This window comes from Glutamicibacter nicotianae (assembly GCF_006539525.1).
Lineage (GTDB): Bacteria > Actinomycetota > Actinomycetes > Actinomycetales > Micrococcaceae > Glutamicibacter > Glutamicibacter nicotianae.
This window is the reverse complement of sequence record NZ_BJNE01000002.1, coordinates 182,216-207,264: the sequence shown is the minus strand read 5'-3', so window position 1 is coordinate 207,264 and position 25,049 is coordinate 182,216. Positions and strand designations below refer to the sequence as shown.

The window sequence follows — 25,049 nt, the reverse complement described above, 5'->3', positions numbered from 1 at the left end:
CCCGCCAAGAAAAGAGCCGAGTCCATGAGCACAGCCACCGCGAATCCTGCCGACGGCACCTGCACCGCTCCGGCTGCCGATACCTGCTGCGTGCCATCCCCCGGGGAGGCAATCCTGAACGCCGAGGAAGCCGAACTGCTGGCACTGCGATTCAAGGCGCTGAGCGACCCCAATCGTCTGCGCATCCTGTCCATCGTCTCCAGCAGCGAGTCTGCCGAGACCTGCGTCTGCGACCTGTCCGAGCCGCTGGGCCTCAAGCAGCCCACCGTCTCGCACCATTTGAAGATCTTGGTGGATGCTGGGATCCTGCACCGCGAGAAGCGCGGGGTCTGGGCCTACTTCTCCGTGGTCCCCGGCGCCTTGGAATCCTTGGGCGCCAGCTTGGCACCTAAGCCCTAGGCGGTTTTGCCACGCGGCCCTTGCTTGCAGGCACGGGCGAGTGCCCTATTTCGGGCGCTCGAACTTCATGAGCTTGTGCGTGCCATCGCAAAAGGGCTTGATGGCGGAGCCCCCGCAGCGGCATAGCGCTACGGGCCCTTGCCGGGCCTCGATGGATTGCCCCTCGGCATCCACAATTTCAAAATCGCCCCTGAGCAGCAATGGGCCCTGCGGGCAAACGGTAATGGTGGCTGCGTCCGGAGCGCGGTGCTCGTCGCTCATGCGGTTACCCCTGCCCCGGCATGCAACGCCGATCGGCCCGCTTCCCACGCGTCCAAGTACTTTACGCCAGCCAATGCGTCAACTGCTGCCGCTGCGTACGCTCCGAAGAGGATGTCTGGCACCAGCTCCGGTTCGGATTCAGCCAGTCCGCCAGCCAGGTCGCGGCCGGCGATTTGCTCATGGACCGCATCAGCTTCCACATGCTCATCGAAGTAGTCGGTCACCGGGGATTCATACCCAAGGCGCCGGAACCCGCGGGCATAAGCCGCCTGGGGTATCGAAGATGTCATCTCGTACAGTGCCAGGTGGCCAGTGATGGCTCCGCGAAGGCGCCGGTGCATGCCGAAGAGCGAAATCATGTTGACGGCCGCCAGTGTCACCGCGGGAATGCGGTCGACGTACGCGCCGAAGTCATCTCGCAGGCCCATGCCCCTCATCGTTTGCCTGAACAGTTCGCTATGCATTCGCGGCAGCTGCCCGTTTCCGTATTCATCAGCCTGGATCTCCACCATTGCGGCTTTTGCACGGCCCTGGAGTTTCGGGATCGCCCAGGTATGCGGATCAGCTTCCTTCAGCTGGTAGATCGACTTGAGAATCAAGAATTCGCGTGCTTGGGCGGCATTGGCCTTGCGCTGGATGAACTTCGAGACCGACGGTCCATCATCATTCGCAGCGAGCGCGAACAAGGCTTCGGCCACCTTGGATGAGCTCGGCGCCACGCTTGGAAGAGGGCCTGCCGCTTTGCGTAGCTCCTGCTCGAAAGCCTCCTCGATCTGGGCCCGGACCGAAATGAGCCCAGGGTTCCATTCCCAATGATCATCGACTTCTGCGAATCCCCGATAGTGCAACTCGTAGAGCACGAAAAGGCTCAGCTGCAGGTCCCCGTCATCCAGGACATTCGTCGTCGCAGCCAATCGTTCCTCTGCGGCCGTTGCCAGATATTCTGCATATTCTCCCGAGGGGTCGCACAGCAGCGCGTTGATCAGCGCTCGGGACAGTTCTCCGCGGGGTACGGGCAAATGCATGATGCTCCTTAGGTCTCGCTGGACGCACAGTCGGCACTAGTGGCCTGAGGACGATCGTGCCAGCATCCTGTGGATATAACCACCATTGGGAGGAAAGCCCAAGGTAAGCCTCCGGCACCTTGCACCGGACTCGATTGCGAGCCGTGGATTTTACGTGGTTCTGCGCAATAGGAGGTATCCTGAGAAGAACACTCCACGATGATCACCGAGCGCCAATGGCGAAACCCGGGGATCCCTCGGCTTCGCGCCACAGGGTTTCGTGGGCGGTCACCTTTCGGAGAGCTGCCATCAGCGGAGGATTATATGAACATGCCCGAACGCCGTACTCGCGCCATGCAGCGCGTCGAAGAACTTTTGCATTGCCCTGAGGCAAGAACCCTTCTCACCTCGTACGGCTGGTTCGAGGGGACGCCGGTGGTATTCGCCCAATATGCCGATCCAGTAGATGAAGTCATGGGCTTCGTATCGGTCCACGGACGGGCAGTGCTCATGGTTGTCGATGACGGCCAAACCGATGAGCTGCAGCTATGGCACATCACGGTGCCCAGCCCGCTTTTTCCCAAAGTTCCGCCACTGCCAGCGGGAACCACAATCAGCGAACTCTGTTCCAGGCGCCGCACAGAGAAACTGATGCCGTTTCGCGTCGCATTCTGGTCCCATAGCGCGGCAATCCATGAGATTCCCTGCTTCGTCCGCAGCGACTGGCCCGGGCAAGTAACCCCGCTGCCGACGGATATCGGCTAACCCGGCGGGGCAGCCAAGGCGGGCGATGGCCGGAAACTCGGTTTTCAGTCCTGCTTGAGGAATTCAGGCAGCTCGGGAACTATCGTCACCACCACGTCATACGCTTTCCAGTCGGTTCCTTCAAGCGCTTTCCGCGCTTCCTCTGATTGGGCAAGCGTCACGGTTTCCGCTTCCGGAACGATGAACGCTTCGGTGTGCTGGACCTGGCCCAGTTCGCGGACCCTCAAGCCCGCAGTCCGAACCCACTCCAGGGACTGAAGCTGTTCCTCCATGGCCGCGATCAGCGGGTGCGGATCCGTGCCATCGACGCCTTTGGAACGGCGGTCCAGCAAATCCGATGTTGCGGATCTCGTGCTGTCCCAGCCGTCTTTGAGAATGCCCGCAGCGATCACCAGAGCCGCTGTGGAATCCAGCCACCACAATCCAATGCCGATTCCGGCCACGCCGACGATCGAAGCAGCATTGGTCTGCCAGTCGGCCTTGGCCATCTTGGAGTCAGCGTAGAGCAGCTTATTGTGCAGAGGTTGGGCAATCTTGATTTTCAGCCGTCCCAGCACCACGGCCGGTGCCGCGATTAGCGCCATGACCGCCATCATGATCCATCCTTGCCATACCGTATGGCCAAACAGGTTCATGGTACCGATCGTCGGGTGCTCCAATTTAACTAGCGCCGAGACCGATTCGTAAGCGAGCATCGCTCCGACGACCAGCAACGCTACTCCTGCGACCAGATGCCCGGCTCCCATGGACCGGTGGTAGCCGTAGGGGTGGGAGTACCGACGGGCCTTGCGGGTGAACTGCAGCGATGCTAAGAAGGCCAGCTGCGGCAGGACTGAAAGCATGTCTTCTATCCACGCTGTGCGCATGGCCTGCGAATTTCCCACCACTAGGGCAACAAGGGTAATAGTGAGCGCCGTGTATCCGATGCTGATCAACTCGAGCCTTGCGGCGCGAGCCATGAGTTCGCGTTGCTCGGGAGGCAAATGGGTTCCCGCAGCGTTTTTCATGGCATCTCCTGCGTCTGGTCCAGGAAGTATTCCACCTCGGACAGGAAAGCGTTTTCGCCCGGAGGCACGAGCAGGACTATTTTCATTTCCTTGCCTTCGGCGTCAGTGGCGGTCCTATAGGGACGGGTTACCCCAGCTTTTTCCGACCACGGCGTCTTGGAAGTGATACCTCCTGCCACCAGATCCAGCTGGCCTGCTTCCAGCTGCTTCACTAGCTGCTCCTCGCCACCAATGGTCCATTGGATTTCCGCTCCTGCATGCTCCGCAAAGTCTTCTATGAGCATTGCTTCGGCGCCCTGGGGCTCACCGTCCCTTATTTCCACGAAATCCGAAGCAGGAGATACGCCGGCCCGAAGTGTCCCGGAACGGACCGTGTCGAGGGTTCCCTCGGGGTCCACCGGCACCGCTGGGAAGCAGGCTGTCGCCAAGAAGACGCTTCCAAGAACCGCAGCCCCCTTCACCTGCCGGGCGCGGAACGGACGTTGCCGGAACATCATTCCTCCTGAGCTTGATCGGCCGAGTTGGACCCCAAACTACTCCGAGGACTCGATTCGCAATGGAACGCCCAGGAAATATCGGCGAACTCCCAGCTCGCTCCTGCGACCTGCCGAAGGATTGGACCGTGAAGACCCGGCATTCCCGAGGCCACAGGCAAGCTCGACGTACGGCCCGGGCTCCCGGCTTTTACGGGACTATCGTGGCCGGTTGCGCAATCATGATCCGTTTGGCCGTGCTCTCCAAGCGGCAGCTAAGGACCACCGGGAAGGTTTCGGCGATCATCCGGGTGACCGCCATCGGCTCCTGTATCTTCTATGCTTGGTATTCCGCCGGGCATGTGCTGGCTTCGGCCGCCGGAATTCTTCTTGGGCTGGCGGATCCAGTCCGGATTGCCGCAGGCAGGTATTCCATTCAATGACATGAATGCCGGATCGTTGCCCTGCGCGTGCCACAATCCGAAGTGGACAATAGCGCCCGAAACCAGTTTGCGCGCAATAGGCAAGGAGGCATCGGTGGCAGTGCAAGCCAAAATGGACCAGGCCCAGCAACGGACCAACGCGGCCTGGATCATCATCGTGGCCTCCGGCGTAATGGCAGGGCTGCACATCTGGAAGCTCGCTCCAGCACTGACCGTCATCCAGAACGAGCTGGGCTTCTCGCTGCTTTTCTCCGGTGTGCTGCTGGGCGTGGTCCAGATTGCCGGCATGGCCGGCGGGCTGGCAGTCTCCCTGCTCTCGGAAGTCATCTCCCAGCGGCGCACCCTGATCCTCGGCCTGCTGCTGCTGGTGCTCGGCAGCGCGCTGGGCGCCGTGGCCCCCAGCGCGCCGCTGCTGCTGGCTACCCGCATCCTGGAAGGCGCGGGTGTCATCATGGCCACCGTCATGGGGCCGGGACTGGTCCGGCTGCATGCACCCATCAGGAACCTGAATATGGCCGTGGGATGGTGGGCCGCCTACATGGGCATGGCCACGTTCATCGGAGTCTTCTCCACCGCCTTGGCGCTCCAGCATCTGTCGTGGCACCTGTGGTGGGGTATCCTCGCGTTCATCACCCTGTTGCCCATTCCGCTGATCTTCAAGTTCGTGGGCGCGGATCAGCCTTCGGGTCCGGCAGCCCTGCGCGAAGCGGCCCGGCGCATTACCATTACCGCCCGGGCACCGCGCGTGTGGATCAGCGGACTGATTTTCGGCTGCTATACGGTGCAATGGATGGCGGTCGTGGGGTTTTTGCCCACGATCTACGAGGAATTCGGCCTGGATCCGGTGGCCGGTGGATTGGCCTCAGCCGTGATCGGCGGGCTGAATGCGGTGGGTGCGATCGTCTGCGGCGCGCTGCTCCAGCGCGGCGTGAACGGACGCACCCTGCTGTTCACCGGCTTCGCGCTGATGTCGCTGACCTCCATCCTGACCTTCGCCGTCGACTATCCCCCGGGGCTGCTGCTGATCCAGATGCTCTGCGTCGGCCTCTTCTCGCTGGCCGGCGCCACCATCCCGACCACCATGACCCGGGTCGTGGTCGACCTGGCACCGCCCGGCGGTTCGGCCCCTGCCTCGATGGGCTTGACCCAGCAGATCTTCAATATCGGCAATTTCACCGGCCCGATGCTGCTCGCAGCCACGGCGACGCTCACCGGAGGGTGGAATGCCACCTGGTGGCTAACCACGTTCTTCGCACTGCTCGGCGCGTCGCTGACACTGGTGCTCTCGCGCTGGAATTCGCCGTTCGCCAAGGCGCACTGACGCCCTCTATCGGCAAGGGGCTGGAGGCAGGACGGTTTCCCGTCCTGCCTCCAGCCCCATTTCCCTGCATTCTTTCTGCGCTGTGCCGCTAGTGCGCGCTGCGGCGCTCATCCCTGATCTGGCCGACCAGCTCTGCGAGCATGTCCTCCAAGGTCACCATGCCGGCGACCTTTCCGGTTCCGCCTTCGCGGACCAGCGCCAGGTGGGCACCGGAGAGCTGCATTTCCTGCAGCGCGGTGCGCACGCTTTGCTGCGGGGCAAAGGACGGCAGCTTTCGGATGTCGCTGGGCTGCAGCGGCCGCTCGCGGGTGTGCGCATCGGCACCCAGCACGTCCTTCACGTGGACATAGCCCACCGGGGTGCCATCGGCCTGCACCAGCGGGAAGCGGGAGAAGCCGTGCGCGGCCGCCGACTCGATATCGGCCACCGTGCAATCCACCGGCAAGGTCTGCACCTTCCCGAAGCTGATCGCCACCGACTCGATGCTGCGCGCATCGAAGTGCAGGGCGCCCATCAGCAGCTGCTCGTCCTGCTCATCCAGGACACCGCCCTCACGGGATTCTGCCACCATGGAGGAGACCTCGTCGCGGGTGAAAGTGCTGGCCACCTCGTTCTTCGGGGCCACCCCGAAGATCCGCAGGACCAGGTTGCCCATGGCGTTCATCAGCCACAGCACCGGGCGCAGGATCTTCACCAGCACCACCATGCTCGGGCCGAGGATCAGCGCCATGCGCTCCGGGCCGGCCAGCGCCATGTTCTTCGGCACCATCTCGGCGAGCACCACGTGCAGGTAGGTGACCACGATCAGCGCAATCGCGTAGGACAGCGCATCGATCATGCCCTCCGGAATCCCGATGGCCTCGAAGGGACCTGCTACCGCGTACTTCACCAGCGGCTTGGTGACGTAGCCCAGTGCCAGCGAGCACACGGTGATGCCCAGCTGGGCGCCGGCCATCACCAGCGAGACGTTCTCGATGGCCCACAGGGTCAGCTTGGCGCTGCGGCTGCCGGCCAGCGCCTTGGGCTCGATGATGCTTCGGCGCGCAGAGATCAGCGCGAACTCGGCGCCGACAAAGTAGAAGTTCGCCGCAAGCAGCAGGACCGTGACAAGAATTCCGATAAGATCGCTCATCGCCCGGCCTCTTCCTCATCAAGTTCGGACACTTCCACGTCAACGATCGCGATCCGCTGCTCATCGGTGGCGTGGATGGTGAATACCAGCTGCTTGTCCGGTCCGCCGGGAACGCCGGGCACCACGAGGGTGACCACGTCGCCGACCTGGCCGAAGCGTCCCAGCTGCACGGTCAGCAATCCGGCCAGGGTCTCATAGTCCGAGTCCTCGGGGATCTGGCAGCCCAGCAGCTCGCTGGCTTCATCCGGGCGCAACGCCGCATCCAGTCGCCATCTATTCTCCGAGAGAACCTGGACGCTGGAGTCCTGCGGGTCATGCTCATCGCGCACTTCCCCGACGATCTCTTCCACGAGGTCTTCGAGGGTCAGCATGCCGGCGACGTCGCCGGTCTCGTCGATCAGCACCGCCAGTTGCATGCCGCCGCTGCGCAGCTGGTCCATCAGCTCATCGAGCTCGATGGTGTCCGGGACCAGCAGTGCATCCTGGGCGTAGTCCCCCACCGCGGTGTGCGCGCGCTGCTCGAAAGGCACGGCGAGCAAGGCGCGGATATGCACCAGTCCCAGCACCCGGTGGCCGTCCTCGGCCACCAGCGGGAAGCGCGAATGGCCGGTTTGCGCGGCCAGCTGCAGCACGTCTTCGACGCTCTGCTGCGCGGTCACGGTGATCATCCGCGAACGGGCGGTCATCACGTCGTGGCCACGGCGGTTGCCGAAGGCCACGGTGCGGCGCAGCATCTCCGCGGTTTCCGAAGGCAGCACGCCTTCGCGGGCGGAGTGCCCCACCAGCGCGACGAGTTCCTCGGCGGAGCGGGTGGAGGCCAGTTCTTCCTGGGGCTCGATGCCGAACCGGCGGACAATCCAGTTGGCGTTGCCGTTGAAGAATGAGAGGAAAGGCTTGGTGACGGTGCTGAAGCCGCGCTGGAAGCCAACTACCGCCTTGGCGGTGGCAAAGGGCTTGGCAATGGCCAGGTTCTTGGGGACCAGCTCGCCGAAGACCATGGTCAGGATCGTGGCCAGCACCAGCGCGATGGCAACGGAGACCGTGCGGGCCAGGGCCGCGTCGAGGCCTGCATCCTGCAGCGGGCCCACCACGAGGGCGGCGATGGCGGGCTCGGCCAGGAAGCCGATGCCGAGGTTGGTCAGGGTGATGCCCAGCTGGGCACCTGAAAGCTGTGTGGACAGGGTGCTCATGCCCTTGAGCACGCCTTGGGCGCGGCGGTCGCCATCGGCGGCGGCCTGCTTGACTTGATTTCGGTTAACCGTGATCAACGCGAATTCCGCGGCTACGAAGAGCCCGCATCCGAGAATGAGGAGCACAGCCAAAGCCAGAGAAATCCATTCCATTATCTGCACCCCCTGTCCTTCGAAGCCTGGCCGGCAATTCTGCCGGGCAGAGGGCTGGAACTATGAGATCTACTGTCGCCTGAAGCGTCCATCATTCCCTTCCGATCGGAGTATCTTCCCCCGATCTGCTGTGTTCCAATAATTATCCAGCATGCTGCTGCCCATTTTGCTTGAAAGTTCCATTTGTTTGCCAGATCCCCGGCATCCGCATAGCAATTTCACAAGATTGCGGCGCATCCGATTCCCGGTTCAGCAAAGAGAACACCGCGCAACCCGCCTCGGGCGGCTAGATTGGAGTCAGCACCGGTACGGCTGGAGCTGACGTCCGATTCGATCTTGAGGATTGCACCCATGCAGAATCCGATTCCCGATTACCTGCGCGAAGTGCTCGACGCGTTGCGCGATGACACCAGCGGCGAGCGTGCCGGCTACATTCCCGAGCTGGCCGAAGCCCATCCCGACTATTTCGCCTTGGCCGTGACCACCGCCATGGGCAGCACCTACACCGCCGGGGATGCAGGCATCGAGTTCACCATCCAGTCGATTTCCAAGCCTTTCGCCTACGCGGCGGCGATCATGGACCGCGGCCTGGACCAGGTGCTGGAGCGCATCGGGGTGGAACCCTCGGGCGAGGCGTTCAACGAGCTGTCGCTGGAAGCCGGGACCAACCGGCCGAAGAACCCGATGATCAATGCCGGGGCCATCGCCGCCCACGGGCTGCTGGTCGGCACCGATGCCACCGGCGAGCAACGGGTCGACCGGGCCCTTCAGCTGTTCTCGGCACTGGCCGGACGCCAGCTGCGCATCGACGAGTCGGTTTTCGCTTCGGAGCTGGGCACCGCCGACCACAACCTGTCCATGGCCCATATGCTGCGCAAGCACGGGATCATTGCCGATGACCCGCATGAGGTGGTGGCCGGCTACACCCGGCAGTGCTCCATTCTGGTCACGGTGGCCGACCTGTCGGCGATGGCCGCCACCCTGGCCAACGGCGGCGGCCACCGCCCGGCAGGTCATGTCGGTGATGGCGGTGGCCGGCATGTATGACGGGGCCGGCGACTGGCTGACCCGGGTCGGGATCCCTGCCAAGAGCGGGGTGGCCGGCGGGCTGGTGGGCGTGCTGCCGGACCAGGTGGGCATCGGCGCGTTCTCGCCGCGACTGGATTCGCACGGCAACAGCCAGCGATCGCGGCGGGCCTTCGAAAGGCTCTCCACGGATATGGGCATGCATCTGTTGGCTCCGAGCCATGGACGGCTCGACGTCGTCGATGTGCGGCGCGGGGGCACCCGCGAGACGTTCACCTTGCAGGGCAATGTGCAGTTCACCGCCGCAGCCGAGCTGCTCGACCTGTTCGCCGCATCGGATTTCGACGGGCCGGCACACCTGGATATCTCCCGGGTGTTCTCCTTCACCGACGTGGCCCGGCGGATGACGCTGGAGGGGCTGCGCCGGCTGCGCAATGAGGGGCGCCGAGTGTTCTTGCATGATCCGCTGCAGTCCCTGGCGGATCCGGATCTGGGTGATGGCACCTATCCGGAGACGCCCTGAACAGCGGAGGCTAGCGGAAGATGTCCAAGTAGGCCAGCGTGGAGCCCACGCGGTAGTCCGCGGCCGGGTAGTTAGCCACCAGGTAGCGGTCGCGGATGGCCAGCTCGACGTTGTCGGTGACGATGCCGTCCACGCCGGCGCCCAGCAGCTCGCGGATGCTCGACTCGTCATTCACCGTCCAGATATGCACCTCGCGGTCCAGCGCATGGGCCTGGGCCAGGAACTCGGGGGTGAAGGATGCCTGCTCCAGCGTGTAGAAGTCGGCCTTCGTCTTCGGCAGCCCGCCCATGCTCATCGCCACGGTCAGCCCGACCCGCAGCTCGGGTCGCCGTTGCTTGATTTCCTTGACCGCACGGGGGTTCAGCAAATGGTAGATATTCTCCGTGGCGGTTCCGGCGGCGTCGGCCTGCGCAAGGAAGCGCGTGAGATAGTCCCTGGATTCATGTCCGGTGACCTTCAGTTCCACGAGCACCTGGATGCCCAGCTGCTCGGCGCGCTGGAGATATTCCTGCATGGTGGGGATGCGCCCGGTGAAGCCGCCTTCGCGGACCGTGACCTTCCGGACTTCGGCCAGGGTCATCTCATGGATGTTCTGGTTCACCCCGGCCACCACCAGCAGGTTGGTGTCATGGCTGGCGACGAAATGCCCATCCGCGGTTTCCTGGAAATCAGCCTCGACGATATCGGCCTGATGCGCTGCCGCGGCGTCCAGTGCGGCCAGCGTGTTCTCCACCCCGCCGGCGGAATAGCCGCGGTGGGCCAGGATCTTGGCCTCCCCGGCTCCGGTTGCGGTCTGTCCCAGGGCCGGGGAGGCGGCAAGGCTGCCCGAAAGCACCAGTGCGGCGGCCGCGGATCCGGCCGCTGCCTTCAGCACGAGGGACTGAGTCCGGCGATGCCGTTGCGAGCGTTCCTGCAGGGTGACCGGCAACTGCAGGTGCTCGCGGCCCAGGGCCACCACGACCTGGATCGCCATCACGGTTGCCGCCCCGATCAGCAAAAAGCCCAGCGTGTGGCCCACGCCGATGCACAGGGTCGCCACCAGCGCCGAATCCTGCTCGCTAAGCAGCCCGGTGGCCAGATCCGAGATCCATACCAGCGCCTCGACCAGCAGCGAGGCGCATAAGGCGCTGGCACCCAGCGGGATCCCGATCAGCAGCAGGTAGCGCAGGCTGTTGCGGCGGGTGGCTTTCAGGCTGGCGCCCAGGGCGGCCAGCGGCTTCTTCGGGCCGACGGCCAGCAGCGGCAAGGTGAGCACCAGGCGGAGGTTGGCATAGATGATCGCGCCGATCATCAGCAGGTAGAGGGCCGTGCTCAACGGCGCCTTGAGGTATTCGCGGGTGATGAACGGCGGGATGCCCACACCTTGGATCAGCACGGACGACAGACCCAGGCCGCCCAGCGGCAGGGCGAGGAAGAAGTACGCCATCATCAGCGGCGAGGGATACGACAGCATCCGGCGCAGGCAGGAGGCGGTTTCGCGGCATACCGCCCGAAGATTGGGAGGCTGCCCGGATTGCTGGCGGTTGACCATCACTATCAGCGCCACGAACTGCACGCTCACCGCACCCAGTGCCAGCACCGCAATGGCAACCAGGAGCAGCACCGAGACCGGGTGGGCCAGCAGCGCGGTGTAGGTCCGGTCGGTGACGTTGCCCAGGTTGCTATTTTCCAGCGCCAGCCCGAAGAGGTACTTGATCGCGGGGATCACCAGCAGGCCGTTAACTGCCTGCAAAGTGGTGATCACCGCGAGGTAGCGGAGCACGCGCACGTGGCTGAGCTTCAGCACGCGCAGCAGGAAGCTGAAAATCTGCTTCAGGAAGGGCAGCCCGCGGCCCGAGGGCAGCGCAGCGGCAGGAAAGTTCGCACTGTGCTTGCTCGATGGAATCCTGGGGGCCACTGCTTGATTTGCCTTTCCGTCCGCCGGGAACGCTTCGGCGGCTAATTGCAATTCTATCGCCGCCATCTTCCGTTCGCTGTGCGCCTGCTGGATGGAAGCTGGACGACTCGGCCACCCCCGTCAGCCGGCGCCGCCTCCCCTGCTGGCACCACCTGCGCGTAATCTTCCGCAGACCCATTGACCGCTAGCTCGATGTTCCCTACTGTGTGAACTAGATCACTGATATATCAATAGGATATTAATCAATATCCCCAGTCAACTAGAAGAAGGCAGGTCGGATTCAGCATGACAGACAGAACCGCAGTGCAACCGCTCGGAGCCAGCACCCGTAGGCTGAGCCCCAAGCGCGTCCTGACATTCGCGGGGGCAATCATTGCCTTCCTGATCGGATCCGGGTTCGCCACCGGCCAAGAAATCCTGCAGTACTTCACGTCCTACGGCTACTGGGGAATCTTCGGCACCGGCGCCCTGGTGCTGGCGCTCATGTCCTACGTCATCATCGAGTTCTTCTTGGTGGGACAAGCCAAGAAATTCGACAAGCCCTCGCAGATCTTCCACTACTACTGCGGGAAGCACTTGGGCAGTTTTTTCGACTACTTCTCGATTCTCTTCGTCTTCCTGAGCTTTGCCGTCATGGTCGCCGGCGCCGGCGCCGTGTTCGAGGAGCACTACGGACTCTCGCGCTTCATCGGCGGCGGCGCCCTGGCCATCGTGGTCGGTGCCAGCGTTTGGTTCGGCCTGCGTTCGCTGGTGGACATCATCGGCAAGATCGGCCCGCTCATTGTCGTGATTGCCATTGCCTTGGGCATCATGGGCATTGTCCGCGGCAGCGACGGCATCAGCGCGGGCAATGCGCTGCTGCCGGGCCTGGATGTCACCCAGGCTTCCAGCAACTGGGTGCTCTCCGCCCTGTCCTACGTCGGGTTCTGCATGCTGTGGTTGGCCGCGTTCCTGACTGCCTTGGGAAAGACGGCGCGCAGCCGCAAGGAAGCGGTCGCCGGGGGAAGCCTGGGCGCCATCGCCTTCTCGCTGGCATGCATCATCGTGGGCCTGGGCCTGCTGGCCAACATCACCAAGGTGGCCGGGACCGAGATCCCGATGCTGGTGCTGGCCACCGATATCAGCCCGGTGCTCGCCTCCGGAATCTCGGTGATGATCCTCGCTGGCATCTACACAACTGCGGTTCCGCTGTTGTGGACGGTCTCCTCGCGCTTCTTCGTGGACAACACTCCTCGATTCCGCTACAGCACCGTCGGCCTCGCGGTTCTTGGAACCGTCATCGGCCTGTTGGTGCCGTTCAGCCAGATGGTCAACGTGGTGTACGTGGTCAACGGCTATGTGGGCATCCTGCTGCTCGTGCTCATGCTGGTCAAGACCACCACCCGCGCGTGCCGCGATAGGCTGGCGCCGGCAACCGGCCGCAATGCGAAAACTAGCCGAGATCTCCTCTAATGTTTCTTGGGGGACCTGGGCTCGATGAGATGCCTTGCAACCTACCGTTCACGTTTCCTGAATTGCCCCTCGGATACACTCCCCTGATACCCGGTGGGGCATGACCGGCATGAAGATGCCCAACCGCAGATAGGTCGTCGAAAGCGAAAGACAGCCGTCCTCATAGCCGCAACATCATACAACGGCCAAGGGCACGCAAATCGCAGTTCATGCGAATTCCGCGCCCTTGTCGCTCACACCTTCACGGCTACAGATCTACGGTTGCCGAATCCCCGGGATGGGCCGGTTCTCCGGCTACCTTGCCCTTGACCCAACTGGCGGCCAGGCTCAGTACCCCGCCGGGGTTTTCCCAGTATTGCGCGGAGTCGGATTTCAGGTGGATGAGCACAACCTCCGGGGATTCGGGCTCCTGGCTGAAGAAGGCTGCCACCGCCGAATTCCACAGTTCCTTCTTCTTGGCAACGTCCGTGACCAGATTGGCCTTGCCGCTGAGCGACACCCAAGACTTGTCGTTCGAGAACGCGGCGTTAACTTCCTGATCCTTGGAGACCTGCTCGGCAACATCCGAAGAAGCAGCAGTGAAGAACCACACGTCCGCGTCGTTGCCCACCTCGGTGACACTCAGCGGACGACTTTCCAACCCGTCCGGTCCATGAGTCGTTAGCATCGCAATCTTGATGTCCTTGATGATTTCCACAAGCTTTTCCACTTCGTCAATGTGTGCTGCTTTATCGTGCGCCACGGCAATCTCCCGTTCAACTTGTCCATCAGGTACACACGCCACGCTACCGGGCCCTTGGCACCGCGCAACGGACTTCCAGCGAAAACGCAGGTTCTCGTACCGGACCGGAACTTGTATCAGTCACTGGAACGGCGTCGAAAGCCGTAAGCTAGCCTCAACTCACGCTGAGGCATCAGACCAGGTGTAACTGTCAACGGCGTTGGTGCTTGCACGCAACACCCTCGAGGAATAGGGGCGAGCTGATTTTTTCACTCCATGCACCAGTGATCATTCCTCCGGCATCGGCCACCTATCAAAGCATGCCTGCCAGGATTCTTCTTTATGAATCATTCTCAGGCTCACACAGTGCTTTTCTTTTCCGAGAGGGCCAGATAGCGTCCTACTAGCCCAGCAGCCGGGTCATGTTGCTCTTTTTACAGCGTGAGGACTTTTGCCTCCCACCCACTGAACGTGGTAGTACGCAATGGCGTTTTCGCCCCTTTCGCATTCCCTCAACCATCAGGAATCTTCCAGCAATCAGCCAGTGGCTCTAACTTGCGGGTAGCTTACGGGACAAGGGGCGAGTGTCGCCACCAAAGAACTAGACCGCTACAAAATAGTCGAGGAGAGCTCATGGGTATTTTAGGTTGGATCGTACTGGGACTGATAGCCGGTGCTATTGCCAAGGCCATCAAACCCGGAGAGCAGGGCGGCGGATGGCTCGCTACTTTACTGCTGGGCATCGTCGGCGCGGTCGTAGGTGGCTGGATCGGCTCAGCCGTCTTCGGTGAAGGAGTGGATCAGTTCTGGTCCCTGTCCAGTTGGCTTCTGGCCATCGGCGGCTCGTTGATCGTACTGGTTATTTGGGGAGTGCTCACGCGCAAGCGTGCCTAACTGCACTTGCAGAGCAACGGTCCACCACGGAATCGCGGTGGACCGTTGCCGTGCGAGGAAGCGCATCTGGCATGCCTGCGCCGGATGTTCATTGACGAGAATCAGACTCGAAGTCCCGATCCCGAGCCGAATCGACCTCGGGGCCAGTGTCCGCTTCGCTGGTGGAAGACTCGCCCTGTTCGAGCTCGTCAGTACTGTGCTCGTGAATCGTCTCGCGCAGACCCTCGACTTCCGCAGCTCGCCCTTCCCAGTATTCCGGTTCCAAACCGAAGCCATTGGCCGCCTCTTCGGCCATCCTCTTGAAACCATCTCGATGGTCCTCCAGAGCGTTATTCAGATCTTCGAACTCGTCATGGCTGACACTGACGTCAAGGTGCTTTCGTCGCATTTGCATCATCCTAACTTGTTAGACAGGCTAAATAATTTTGATGCTCCCACCCTACGGCCCTGGGTTATCCATGGCAGCAGCCATAAGCTTTTCCCCAGAAACCCGGAAATGGGCCCTTTCGCACATCTGGCACTCGCCAAATAAAAGCAAGAGTCGACCAGCCAGGGTCGCCCCCGCGGCAAGGCTGGCACTCAAGCCGGCAGCCAAGTCACGCGCCGTGGGCGAATCACATGCCCTGCGCCTTGCGCCTACCGCGAAGGCAGGGCACCCTCCCTCACCACGCCCTTCCCCGCGGATGGCCGGCTTGGCTCGTCATCGATCTCGACACTGCGGATCATAGCCTCCAGGAACTTGGCTGCCGCAACCCGCTCGTCCTCGGAGAGCGTGCCCACGGCATCCATCATCTGCTCATGCATCCGATGCAGCGTTCCACGAACCTCCGTATCGCTGTAATCAGTGGGCACAATTCCCACAGACCGCCGATCCGCAGGATGCACAACACGCTCGGCATACCCATCGCGGCATAACCGGTCGATCAATACCGACACCGAAGCATTGGAGATCCCCAGTTCCTCAGCAAAATCCCGCTGGCGGGGAGTCACCCCTTTGCGGTGCTCGGCGAGCAGGAATCGCAGCGCGGACATATCGGTCTCATTCATCCCCATCGAACCGCGGGTCGCAGCTCGCATCCTGCGCTCCGCCTCACGGTACCTGCGCATCAGATTCAACAAATCCACTGCCTCGGGCACCGAACGGCCCTCGCCATACCAATACCCGTTGGCTTGATAGCTGCTCATGAGAAGAACTCCTTCCGCCGGATACGAACGCCATGCCCGCAACCCCCGGGGCTTCCAATGCCCGTTTCCGCGAGGTCCAGCTTGCCCAACACCGAAAAATTCATGTAACCTAGCTAATAGTTAGCCTGTCTAAAGATATTCTACTACGAAACAGCTATCAGTACCGGAGTGAAAGATGAAAGAATCCTTAGCAGTTCCCGTAGAAACCTCCCCGCGGCAAGGCAGCGCGTGGAGCACGCGAATCCAGAAGATCGCCGCCTTCGCCTCTGAACAGTGCCGGAGCCGGGATACCGTGCATTCAGCAATATGCACTATTACCGGCTCCCCGGAGCAGCTGGTCATCAACTTGGCATGCACGGCAAAAAGCGAAGACCAGGTGCCCGAGTTGATGCAGTACGTCAACGACACCCTCCTGCCGCAGATGGAAAGCGCGCTCGGTGTCCGCTTCGAGGTGAAGAATCTGCAGTTCGCCGTCGCGGGCAAGGAGAGCCTGCTCGCGGCACCAGAGCACGCACCCGAGGCCGAACTCCCCGCGCATTGGCTCGATCAGCCTTTCGCCGCACCGAAGCAGACCCCCACCCCCGGGTCAGGGCTCGAACCTGCCAGTTCGGGAAGTCAATCAGATGCCTCCCCTGCAGATTTGAGCATGGCCTAGGACCTGCAGCACCCGCCGCCCGCCAAGAGCGGCAGCACCAAAACGAAAGGACCTTTCCACAGCGCATCCCGCTGCGGAGCCTTACGTCAATATCGCTATTTTCATGAGCAGTGCAAGAAAGGGAAGTATCTAAAATGCCAGGTCGAATCGTACGAACCCGAACCGCAGTCAGAGTCGCTGATTTTCTCGCCACCCGTGAAGGCAAAGCCCACCTGTCCGACTACGGCTGGGCGCAGGGAATGCCGATCGTCATGACCCAGCCGGCCGAAACGCTCAACGATGCCATGGGAATGGCATCGATCCATGGCCGCGCAGTGCTGGTGGCCATGCTCGATCCGCAGACCGAGGAACTGCACATGATGCATGTCACCGTCCCCCAAGCAGCACTGAAAGTCACCAAGGCCTGCACTGATCGACTCACCATGGGAGAGTTCTTCGAACGCCTGTCGACCGAGCTCATTGCTGAGTTCCGTGTGAAATTCTGGAAGAACACTGCCGTCGCCCATAAGATCCCGGCCTGCCCCGCGATGCAGTCGCGAACCACCTCAGTGGCTCGATATCCACTGCCGGATCGTTGCCACATAGACGCTCCCCTCGCGGCGCGCGCGAGCAAGTAGGCACTTCGTCCCATCGGCCCTGGCTCATTCTCATGGCTGGCCACCGACCATATTGGCTCGGTCCGCTAATGAGCCAGAACCGGGCTCCTTTTGTGTCTAGCTGCTGGTCTCGGTCCTCTCTCCAGGTTTGCGGATTCCAGGACCCCGAACAGCCAAGAAGCCACAACCGGATGCGCAAAGCGTGATGGCATCACCCATAAAGCGTGATGCCCATTGTTGAGAAATCGAGAATCACAGGTGAAGACCTGTTCAGCGCCCGAGGCCTGAAAACACCTTTCCCGCAGTCGCTCATTCGGTAGCTTGCTTCCCCGAGGCATGGAAATGCTCCCCGAAGGTTGTTGTAGTTTGTACAGTCCAACTCTTGGGGAGCAATTCTCCAACGGCGATTTGGTGTTAGGCGCTTAACGGCCAGTGTGGTGCATGACGTGCTTGGTGCGCGAGTAGTCGTCAATGGCATAAGCGGAAAGATCCCGCCCGTAGCCCGAGCCCTTGAACCCGCCCCACGGCATTTCGGTGGCCAGCGCCAGATGCGAGTTCACCCAGACGGTTCCGGCATCAAGCCGCGATGCCACGAAGTGGCTGCGCTGGGCGTCCTTGGTCCACACCGATGCGGCCAGGCCGAACGGCACCTCGTTGGCCCGGTCCAGTGCATCCTGCTCGGTGCTGAAGGTCTCCACGGAAACCACCGGGCCGAAGATTTCCTCCTGGGTGCATGAGGCTCCCTGCGGAGCATCGATCACGGTCGGCTCAATGAAATAGCCCGGGCCTTCCATCGCCCCGCCACCTGTAACGAAGCTGGCGCCCTCGGCCTTGGCCTTCTCCAGGTGCTCCAGGACCCGGTCATAGTGGGCTTTCGAAATCATCGGGCCGATCTCCACCTCGTCACCGGCTCCGGGCTCGCCCACCACCAGGCTGGACACTGCCTCGCCCAGCCGCCGGGTGAATTCCCCGGCGATGGATTCGTGGACAAGCACCCGGCAGGCGGCTCCGCATTCCTGGCCCGAGTTCCAGTAGCCTGCGGAACGGATCCCAGCAACTGCTGCCTCGATATCTGCATCCTCGAAGACCACCACCGGGGCCTTGCCTCCCAATTCCAAATGGACGCGCTTGACCGATTGCGCCGCCACGCTGGCCACGGAGATTCCGCTGCCCACCGACCCGGTCAGCGCCACCATGGCCACCTCCGGGTGCTCGGACAGGCGCGTTCCGATGACCGAGCCCTTGCCGGTGAGCACGTTGAACACGCCCGCAGGCAGCAAGTCTGCAGTGAGCTGCGCGAACTTCAGGGTGCTCAGCGGGGTCGTTTCCGACGGCTTGAGCACCAGGGTGTTGCCAGCAGCCAGAATCGGAGCGATTTTCCATACTCCCATCAGCAGCGGATAGTTCCACGGGGTGACTGCCCCGATGACCCCCAAGGGCTCGCGCACGATCATCGACAAATGGTCCTTGGCGTACTCCCCGGCGGACAGGCTGGTGCCCGAACGCAGGGCACCGGCCATGAACCGGAAGGAATCAATGGCGGAGCTGACGTCGTCTTCGGCCACCGCTGACGGCTTGCCGGTATTCAGCGACTCCAGCGCCATCAATTCGGCCTGGTGCTCTTCGAGGCGGTCGGCGATCTTCAGCAGAACGGCTGCGCGTTCGCTGGGCAGGATCCGTCCCCACTCGGTGAAAGCTTCCTTGGCCGCGAGCACTGCCTGGTCGACTTCCTCAACCGACGCCCGCGGGATCTCCAGGATGCCCTTCCCCGTGCTGGGGTCCACGACGGTGAAACTGTCGCCGCTGGCGCCTGGCACGAAGCTCCCGTTGATGAACAGCTGGTTCTCGGGCAAGCTGGCGGCAGCTAGCGCCTCGGAGGTGCCGCGCTTGATTGCAGCTCTGGTGGACAATTCCATGATGGCTCTCCTCGGTTCAGTTGGCCACGGCTTTGGCCGATTCGAGCTGGCCGAGCAACTGGCTGATGCGCTGCACGGTCGCCTGGCTGGCTGGGTGGATAGGCAGGCGGGGTTCGCCCACGCTGTGCCCCTGCTGGCTCAGCGCGACCTTGATCGCCGGGATGAACGGCTCGGTGATCAGCCCATCGACTACCGGGTAGATCCGGTTCCAGGTGCTGCGGGCGGCGGCGAGGTCGCCGGCCTGCACGGCGGCGTAGACTTGTGCCAGTTCGGCCGGAACCACGTTGGCAGCGCCGGCAACGATGCCCGCCGCGCCTTCCAGCAAGCCCGAGAGGGTCAGCACGTCCCAGCCTACGAAGGTCTGGATCTTGCCGGAAAGATGGTGGATCAGCTGCACTGCCTGTTCCATGTTCGCCGAGGAGTCCTTGATGTACTTGACGTTCGGGATCTCGTCGGCGAGGCGGCCGACCAGCTCGGGATCCAAGTTGATGCCGGTGGCTGGCGGGATGTTGTAGAGCATGACCGGGATGGATACCGAGGCGCAGACGGTCTTGAGGTAGTCGACGGTTTCCTCTTCGGAGATCGGCTCGTAGTACGGAGTCACGATCATTGCCACATCGGCGCCGACCTGCTGCGCATGCTGGGTGAGTTCAATGGCTTCGCGGGCAGTGGTGGCTCCGGTCTGCGCTACTACCGGGACGCGGCCGGCGGCGGCTTCGACAACTACCTCGACCACGCGCTTGCGCTCGTCGTGGGTCATCGCGCTGAATTCTCCGGTGGAGCCATTGGCGACAACGCCGTTGACTCCGCCGGCGATGCTACGCTCCACCAGGGAGCGCAGCGCGGTCTCGTCGAGGCTTCCGTCGGCCGTGAATGGCGCGACAAGCGCGGTCAGGATGCCATGAAGATTTACAGACATGAGCAGTGCTCCCTTGCTGAATATGATGTGCGTTTGAATTGAGAATGCGCGGCACGCTCCAGGGCGTCCCGCTGCCGGATCTGCCGCGGGTGCGGCGTGTGGCTTCGTGCCGGAGATGTAACCGGCGTCTCATTCAATCGTAATCTGTGATCACAAATCACACAATGGGTGACAGCAAGTATTTCAGCGGAAGAAGCAAAGGATCTTTCAGGAGACTGGAGGAAGCAATAGCGCTACGACTCCTGGGGCTCCTCGGACTCGGAGAGCGCAGTGCGGATGCGCTCCATGGCCGCCATGATCGAGGCGTCATTGAGGTCGGCAATTTTCTTGGCGTCCCGGGATTCGGCAGCCTCGAGCATCTGCTGCTGGAATTCCCACAGCATCTTCTGCCGGCCACTGGCCACGGCCCGGCGGGCACCGATGACCTTGTACGCCCGGCATTGGGTCCACAGCCGCTCAATGCTTTCAATGAGAAAGGGGTTGCCGGAGGCGGCGTACATCCGCGACAGGAAAGCCTCGTCCTGGGCCAGGCAGTCGTTGATGTCCTCCCGCTCCAGGGCCGCGATCATCTTGTCGTAGTCAGCATGCAGCCCTGCAATGTCAGCATCGCTGAGGTTGGGGGCACCCAGCTTGGCGGCTTCGACCTCCAGCAGGCGGCGCACCGCATAGATATGGAGCAATTCCTGGGCGGTGAAGCCCTTGACCACAGCGCCGCGGTACGGAATGGTCTGGACCAGTCCGCCTTCCTCGAGGCGCCGCAGGGCTTCGCGCACGGGCATGACGCTGGTGCCGAGCTGCTCGGCCAGGTCCCGGATGCGCAGACGCTGCCCCGCCTCAAGTTCACCGTTGATGATGCTGCGGTGAATGGCGTCGTAAACCTGTTCTCCCACGAGTGCGCTGGGTTCAAGTTTGTTCAGTGTCATGATGCTCATTCTATCCATGGCACTGCACGGGAAAATTCTCGGACGCAACACGGAAGGCCCTGACACGCTTCGGCAGAAGCGCATCAGGGCACTGAGGCTAGTTCGCCTCAACCTTGTTCTTGTTGTTCTCTTCGACCCAGAAGTCAGCACCGGTGATCCCGAGTGAAACGGGATCAAAGACCGGATTGAGGCCCATTCTCCGTTGCCGTTCGTAATCGCGGTGGATCTTGCGCACCGTAGGGAAGAGCAGCGCGAGGCAGATGAGGTTGACCCAGGCAATCAAACCGAGCCCAATGTCTCCGGCGGCCCAGATCAGCTTCGCGTTGGCGATGGAGCCGACGAAGACGATGAGCATTGTGCCGATCTTCAGCACAAGCTTCCAGCCATTGCCGGTTCGCCCGTCGAGCAAATACAGCAGGTTCGAGTTCGCAACGTAGAAGTAGGCGAGCAGGCAGGCGAAGCCGAAGAGCAGCACCGCCACCGCCACGAAGCCGGCACCCCAACCGGGGATCACCGAGTCGATGGCTTCCTGCACCCAGTTCGCTCCGGCGGCCACGTCCGGCACATTATTCGCGAGGAATCCATCCGCGCCATCTGAGACGTTGAATTTGCCTGACACCACCATCATCAGCCCGGTAGCCATGCAGATCAGCAGCACGTCGATGTAGATGCTGAAGGTCTGCACCAGTCCCTGCTTTGCCGGGTGCGAGGTGCGGGCGGCCGCCGCGGCGAATGTTGCCTCGCCCAAGCCGTTGGAAGAGGCGAAGACCGCACGCCTCACGCCCCACGCGATTGCCGCGCCAGCGATGCCACCGAACACCGGTTCCACGCCCATGGCCGAGTAGAAGATCAGCGAAACGGCTTCGGGAACCTTGCTGATGTTCAACGCAATCACCGTCAGCGCGAGCAGCAAGTACCCGATGGCCAGGAACGGCACCAGCAGCTGGGTGACCTTGACCAGGCGGGTGGTGCCACCGAAAATCACCGCGGCGATCATGGCAGTTACAAGGATCGCCGGGATCCACGTGGGAATGTCGAATGCCAGTTCTGCGCTGGCCGCAATCGTGTTGACCTGGAAGCCGGGGAACACCACGCCGTAGCCGATGACACCGAGAACCGCCACAAGCGCGCCAATCTTCGGCAGCTTGAGACCGTGCTTGATGTAGTAGGGCATGCCGCCGATATCCTCGTTGGCCGCCCGCCGGTCCTCGTCAAGCACCTGCCGCTTGAAGGCCTGGGACAGGGTTGCCTCGGCGTAGCCAACGGTGCATCCCACCAGCCCGGTAACCGCCATCCACAGCAGCGCCCCGGGGCCGCCGGCGAAGATTGCCGTGGCGACACCGGCAATGCTGCCGACGCCAACGCGTGACGCCAGGGCCAGCACCAGCGCCTGGAACGAGGACAGGCCGCCCTGGCTGCCGTCGTTCTCGCGCAACTGGCGGAACATGTCGGGAATGCGGGTGAACTGCACTCCTTTGGTTGCCACCGAGTAGGCCACGCCAAGACCCAGTACTACATAGGCCATCGGCCCCCAGATGACGTCGGAAATTCGTGATAGGAGTTCTGCAAAGTCAAAGCTTTCCATGTCAACCCCTCCTTAAGATTTCTTCGTGGTGATTGGTTAGATGCAAGTCCCGGCTCTGGATTCCCGGCCTTGCGCGAATGCTTCGTGCGTTTTGGAATCAGGCAGAGGCAATCGTCAGTCCGGTGAAGCGGCCATGGCCGTTCTTCTGCCGTTCGGTGGCCAGCAGGCTGGCTGCCGACTGGGCAGCGGAGAATCCGGACGTAATCGAGCTTTCGGTGTAGAGGGTTCCCATGAAATCGCCGGCCAGGAATACGCGGTCGCCTCCCCGCGTCAAGGTGGACTGCAGCTTGGCGCGCCCCGGGAAGGAATAGGGAGAAGCGTTTTTCCACGACGAGACCTTGGCCTCGACGACGCTGTCTGCGAACTTGCCGCCCAGCACCTCGTCAAGATCTTTCAGGTGGGTTTGGATCACTTCATCCTCGGGCTTCTCCAGCAGTGCTTGGCCCAGGGCCGCGGGAGAGAAGGTCATCATGCTGCCGCCGGGCTGGCGCTCGGATTCGGCACCACGAACGATGCTCGCCTGGTTCAGCGCAATCGCGAAGGAGCGCTTGGGTGCGGCAATGGCATAGATGTCATCCCATGGACGCGGGCCGCTCTCGTTGGTCAGGAACGCGGTGCTCACATGCGGGCCGTACTTGATCTGGGACAGGGCATCGCGCAGCTCCCCGGGCAGGTCCACGCCGACACGGTGGCACACATCGGCGGTGGTGGCCAGCACGACCGCGCGGGCCTCGACCTCGTGCTCGCGCCCGTCTTGCACGTAGCGGACCACCACGGAATCCTTCTTGTGCACCACTTCGTGCACCGCGGCGCCCAGCTGGACACGATCGCCCAAGGAGGCGGCGATGGATTCGGTCAGGGTGGATGGACCGCCCACGATGCCATTGCTCAACCCCTGGCCGAAGCCGAGCACCAGGCTGAAGTAGCCGATGCCTGCACCGGCAGCGATCTGGTCCATGTTGCCGGCCGAACGGGTGACGGTGGTCTTGAACAGGGATGCCGCGTCTTCGGGCATCTCGCCGATGAAATCCTCGAAGGTCCGCTCGTTCTCGAAATCGTAGATGCGCTGCTGGCGCATGGCTCCGGACTCCCCCGGACGCTTCTTGACCACCTGCGTGTAGCGCGCAACTCCGGCCACGACCTTCAGACCGGCGCGCACCGTGGCGATGCGGTCAGCCAGCGGCATCGGCAGGCGTAGCGGGTACGTTGCGATATGGCCGCTGCGCAGGAACTTGCCATTCAAGCTCATGGCCTGCAGCGAGCCCGGGATAGCTACGGCGGTGACCCCGACTTCGCTCAGCAGGTTTTCGGTGGAAGATCCTTCCCCGGCAAAGACATGCCCGCCCCAGTTGAGCCAGTAGTTTCCGCGGCGCTCGGACTTAATGCGTCCGCCAATCCTGGTGTCGGCTTCCAGCACCAGGCTGTCCCAATGACGCAAGCGCCACCCTGCTGAAAGGCCAGCAAGCCCGGCACCTACGATCACGACGTCTTTCATTTTTGGCTCCTCGATTTTGGACAGGGCAAGCCCACGGCAGGGTTGCAGATTTGGAAGTGCGCGGCTGTTAGGCACGGCCGAGTTGGGCATCTGTCAGCCCTTTGCATGCTCGTGGCGCCAAGGACAAAGCTAGATGGTGAGCGAGCAACGGCATCGCCTGAATCACAAGGCCATGTAATCGCCCTCACATTTACTACTGTAATTTGTGATCACATATCACGCAAGAGTTGAATTCGATTTTTCTTGAACTCGCTTTTGCGGGGCCAGATTGCTTCGCGTCGAGCTTGCATTCGTGGGCTCTCAGGGTGCCACGGAAGCCGCAACGGCGAACGCCACCCCCAGCAGATGAATCTGCTGGGGGTGGCGTGTTGTATTGCGTTCTTAAGGGTGCGCTTGAACGGCGGATCCGTGGCTCCGGGGCGATAAACTCAAGACCTGCTGGCCTGCTGGCTTCGGCTGCAGTCCGGTAGCTAGATCCTCATGTCGGGTGATGCCGTGCTCTATTTTTCGCCGAAGGCAGGGGTCGTGACCGCGCATTCCACGCGTTCTCCGGGCTTGCCGGTCTGTGCCGCGATTTCCTTCACCCCGTCAAGCAGGATCCGGCAGGTGGCAGTGCTGCCTTCGGCAGGCGTGGCCGCAATGGCTGCGTCTTTTTCTGCGGTGATGACGCTTTCGGTGCTCCAGCTCGTTTCGTTCTTCTTGCCGGCGTCGCTGGTAGTGGCCACCGACTCCTCGGTCACCTCGGCAGAGTCTTCGCCACGGCTGGACGAATCGAGGTAGGACACATCGCTCAGCGCATCAGCGTTTTCCCCGCTCACGGTCACCTGGTAGGTCACTGCCCAGGCATCCGCAGTCGCTTTGTCCCAATCATCAACGGCACCGCAGCCGGTCAGGCCCATGCCGAGGACGAGTGCCGCGGAACTGGCTGCCAGCCAAGTCGAAGTGCGATTGATTGCCGAACGGGAAGTGCCGTGCATGGTTTTCCTTTTTCCGAGGTTGAAGCGGGTAATGCTCTATCTACTGATCAACACTAGTTTTTTACGCACCTGCTGTCCTCAACGCCGAGAATGATCTCTGCTCGTTGGCGTCCGCCTCTAGGTGGAGACTTGCATCG

At 62.3% G+C, this 25,049-nt stretch carries 24 protein-coding genes and 1 pseudogene; 9 read left to right on the top strand and 16 right to left on the bottom strand.

All coding sequences use genetic code 11. The features are described 5' to 3' along the window. The first annotated feature begins 24 nt into the window (after positions 1–24). Complete coding sequence (locus tag ANI01nite_RS03715; protein WP_141356116.1) at positions 25–399, top strand: ArsR/SmtB family transcription factor; 375 nt, start codon at positions 25–27, stop codon at positions 397–399. Positions 400–444: 45 nt separating this feature from the next. Here ANI01nite_RS03715 and ANI01nite_RS03710 read toward each other — a convergent pair whose 3' ends face one another. Both ANI01nite_RS03710 and ANI01nite_RS03705 read right to left on the bottom strand, forming a co-directional pair. Continuing rightward, positions 445–660: a CDGSH iron-sulfur domain-containing protein gene (locus ANI01nite_RS03710; protein WP_141356114.1), complete on the bottom strand. Its 216-nt coding sequence runs from the start codon at positions 658–660 to the stop codon at positions 445–447. Next, positions 657–1,685 (bottom strand): iron-containing redox enzyme family protein, encoded by a 1,029-nt coding sequence (locus ANI01nite_RS03705; protein WP_066142415.1) that lies wholly within the window; start codon positions 1,683–1,685, stop codon positions 657–659. Before ANI01nite_RS03705 ends, ANI01nite_RS03710 begins: the two co-directional genes overlap by 4 nt. A gap of 303 nt (positions 1,686–1,988) precedes the next feature. Between ANI01nite_RS03705 and ANI01nite_RS03700 the strand changes: the two genes are divergently transcribed. Then, a complete protein-coding gene (locus ANI01nite_RS03700) occupies positions 1,989–2,429 on the top strand; it encodes a hypothetical protein (RefSeq protein WP_141356113.1) in 441 nt (146 codons plus the stop codon). Positions 2,430–2,473: 44 nt separating this feature from the next. Here ANI01nite_RS03700 and ANI01nite_RS03695 read toward each other — a convergent pair whose 3' ends face one another. Together ANI01nite_RS03695 and ANI01nite_RS03690 are read right to left on the bottom strand one after the other, a co-directional pair. Then, positions 2,474–3,436, bottom strand: a complete 963-nt coding sequence (locus ANI01nite_RS03695; RefSeq protein WP_141356111.1) for a cation diffusion facilitator family transporter — start codon at positions 3,434–3,436, stop codon at positions 2,474–2,476. After that, positions 3,433–3,933: a transporter substrate-binding domain-containing protein gene (locus ANI01nite_RS03690; protein WP_255314387.1), complete on the bottom strand. Its 501-nt coding sequence runs from the start codon at positions 3,931–3,933 to the stop codon at positions 3,433–3,435. Before ANI01nite_RS03690 ends, ANI01nite_RS03695 begins: the two co-directional genes overlap by 4 nt. 59 nt (positions 3,934–3,992) lie before the next feature. Between ANI01nite_RS03690 and ANI01nite_RS03685 the strand changes: the two genes are divergently transcribed. Together ANI01nite_RS03685 and ANI01nite_RS03680 are read left to right on the top strand one after the other, a co-directional pair. Next, the gene (locus ANI01nite_RS03685) at positions 3,993–4,352 is read left to right on the top strand and encodes a hypothetical protein (RefSeq protein ID WP_141356109.1); all 360 of its coding nucleotides are present in this window, start codon (positions 3,993–3,995) and stop codon (positions 4,350–4,352) included. A 94-nt stretch (positions 4,353–4,446) separates the two neighbouring features. After that, positions 4,447–5,673, top strand: coding sequence for an MFS transporter (locus tag ANI01nite_RS03680; protein ID WP_255314386.1), 1,227 nt, complete (start codon positions 4,447–4,449; stop codon positions 5,671–5,673). 88 nt (positions 5,674–5,761) lie between these two features. Here ANI01nite_RS03680 and ANI01nite_RS03675 read toward each other — a convergent pair whose 3' ends face one another. Both ANI01nite_RS03675 and ANI01nite_RS03670 read right to left on the bottom strand, forming a co-directional pair. Continuing rightward, positions 5,762–6,805, bottom strand: coding sequence for a hemolysin family protein (locus ANI01nite_RS03675; protein WP_141356107.1), 1,044 nt, complete (start codon positions 6,803–6,805; stop codon positions 5,762–5,764). Next, a complete protein-coding gene (locus ANI01nite_RS03670) occupies positions 6,802–8,148 on the bottom strand; it encodes a hemolysin family protein (protein ID WP_141356105.1) in 1,347 nt (448 codons plus the stop codon). The genes ANI01nite_RS03675 and ANI01nite_RS03670 overlap by 4 nt, the downstream gene beginning before the upstream one ends. Positions 8,149–8,499: 351 nt before the next feature. Here ANI01nite_RS03670 and glsA point away from each other — a divergent pair. After that, positions 8,500–9,697: pseudogene (glsA, locus tag ANI01nite_RS03665) on the top strand (glutaminase A). 10 nt (positions 9,698–9,707) lie between these two features. Here glsA and ANI01nite_RS03660 read toward each other — a convergent pair. Then, positions 9,708–11,594, bottom strand: coding sequence for a glycerophosphoryl diester phosphodiesterase membrane domain-containing protein (locus tag ANI01nite_RS03660; RefSeq protein WP_170214557.1), 1,887 nt, complete (start codon positions 11,592–11,594; stop codon positions 9,708–9,710). 285 nt (positions 11,595–11,879) lie between these two features. Between ANI01nite_RS03660 and ANI01nite_RS03655 the strand changes: the two genes are divergently transcribed. Further along, the gene (locus tag ANI01nite_RS03655; RefSeq protein ID WP_141356101.1) at positions 11,880–13,046 is read left to right on the top strand and encodes a YkvI family membrane protein; all 1,167 of its coding nucleotides are present in this window, start codon (positions 11,880–11,882) and stop codon (positions 13,044–13,046) included. Positions 13,047–13,293: 247 nt separating this feature from the next. Here ANI01nite_RS03655 and ANI01nite_RS03650 read toward each other — a convergent pair whose 3' ends face one another. Beyond that, a complete protein-coding gene (locus ANI01nite_RS03650; RefSeq protein ID WP_255314385.1) occupies positions 13,294–13,788 on the bottom strand; it encodes a pyridoxamine 5'-phosphate oxidase family protein in 495 nt (164 codons plus the stop codon). Positions 13,789–14,400: 612 nt separating this feature from the next. Here ANI01nite_RS03650 and ANI01nite_RS03645 point away from each other — a divergent pair. Beyond that, positions 14,401–14,661, top strand: coding sequence for a GlsB/YeaQ/YmgE family stress response membrane protein (locus ANI01nite_RS03645; RefSeq protein WP_066142438.1), 261 nt, complete (start codon positions 14,401–14,403; stop codon positions 14,659–14,661). An 88-nt stretch (positions 14,662–14,749) separates the two neighbouring features. On the opposite strand, the gene ANI01nite_RS03640 is transcribed toward ANI01nite_RS03645, so the two are convergent. Continuing rightward, positions 14,750–15,049, bottom strand: a complete 300-nt coding sequence (locus ANI01nite_RS03640) for a hypothetical protein (protein ID WP_141356099.1) — start codon at positions 15,047–15,049, stop codon at positions 14,750–14,752. Between the two features lie 248 nt (positions 15,050–15,297). Then, positions 15,298–15,846: a MarR family winged helix-turn-helix transcriptional regulator gene (locus ANI01nite_RS03635; protein WP_141356097.1), complete on the bottom strand. Its 549-nt coding sequence runs from the start codon at positions 15,844–15,846 to the stop codon at positions 15,298–15,300. A 175-nt stretch (positions 15,847–16,021) separates the two neighbouring features. Between ANI01nite_RS03635 and ANI01nite_RS03630 the strand changes: the two genes are divergently transcribed. Further along, positions 16,022–16,501 (top strand): hypothetical protein, encoded by a 480-nt coding sequence (locus tag ANI01nite_RS03630; RefSeq protein ID WP_141356095.1) that lies wholly within the window; start codon positions 16,022–16,024, stop codon positions 16,499–16,501. Positions 16,502–16,635: 134 nt separating this feature from the next. Then, entirely contained in the window at positions 16,636–17,118 is a 483-nt protein-coding gene (locus tag ANI01nite_RS03625) for a hypothetical protein (protein ID WP_141356093.1), read from the top strand. Positions 17,119–17,519: 401 nt separating this feature from the next. Here ANI01nite_RS03625 and ANI01nite_RS03620 read toward each other — a convergent pair whose 3' ends face one another. The 6 genes from ANI01nite_RS03620 to ANI01nite_RS03595 form a co-directional block, all read right to left on the bottom strand. Continuing rightward, positions 17,520–19,013, bottom strand: a complete 1,494-nt coding sequence (locus ANI01nite_RS03620) for an aminobutyraldehyde dehydrogenase (RefSeq protein ID WP_141356091.1) — start codon at positions 19,011–19,013, stop codon at positions 17,520–17,522. A 16-nt stretch (positions 19,014–19,029) separates the two neighbouring features. Continuing rightward, complete coding sequence (dapA, locus tag ANI01nite_RS03615) at positions 19,030–19,932, bottom strand: 4-hydroxy-tetrahydrodipicolinate synthase (RefSeq protein WP_141356089.1); 903 nt, start codon at positions 19,930–19,932, stop codon at positions 19,030–19,032. Between the two features lie 233 nt (positions 19,933–20,165). Further along, the gene (locus ANI01nite_RS03610; RefSeq protein ID WP_141356087.1) at positions 20,166–20,855 is read right to left on the bottom strand and encodes a GntR family transcriptional regulator; all 690 of its coding nucleotides are present in this window, start codon (positions 20,853–20,855) and stop codon (positions 20,166–20,168) included. A gap of 97 nt (positions 20,856–20,952) precedes the next feature. After that, on the bottom strand, positions 20,953–22,440 hold the full coding sequence (locus ANI01nite_RS03605; protein WP_141356085.1) for an alanine/glycine:cation symporter family protein: 1,488 nt from the start codon (positions 22,438–22,440) through the stop codon (positions 20,953–20,955). Positions 22,441–22,537: 97 nt separating this feature from the next. Then, positions 22,538–23,935 (bottom strand): flavin monoamine oxidase family protein, encoded by a 1,398-nt coding sequence (locus tag ANI01nite_RS03600; RefSeq protein WP_141356083.1) that lies wholly within the window; start codon positions 23,933–23,935, stop codon positions 22,538–22,540. A gap of 500 nt (positions 23,936–24,435) precedes the next feature. Further along, positions 24,436–24,912 (bottom strand): hypothetical protein, encoded by a 477-nt coding sequence (locus tag ANI01nite_RS03595; protein WP_141356081.1) that lies wholly within the window; start codon positions 24,910–24,912, stop codon positions 24,436–24,438. Positions 24,913–25,049 lie beyond the last annotated feature (137 nt).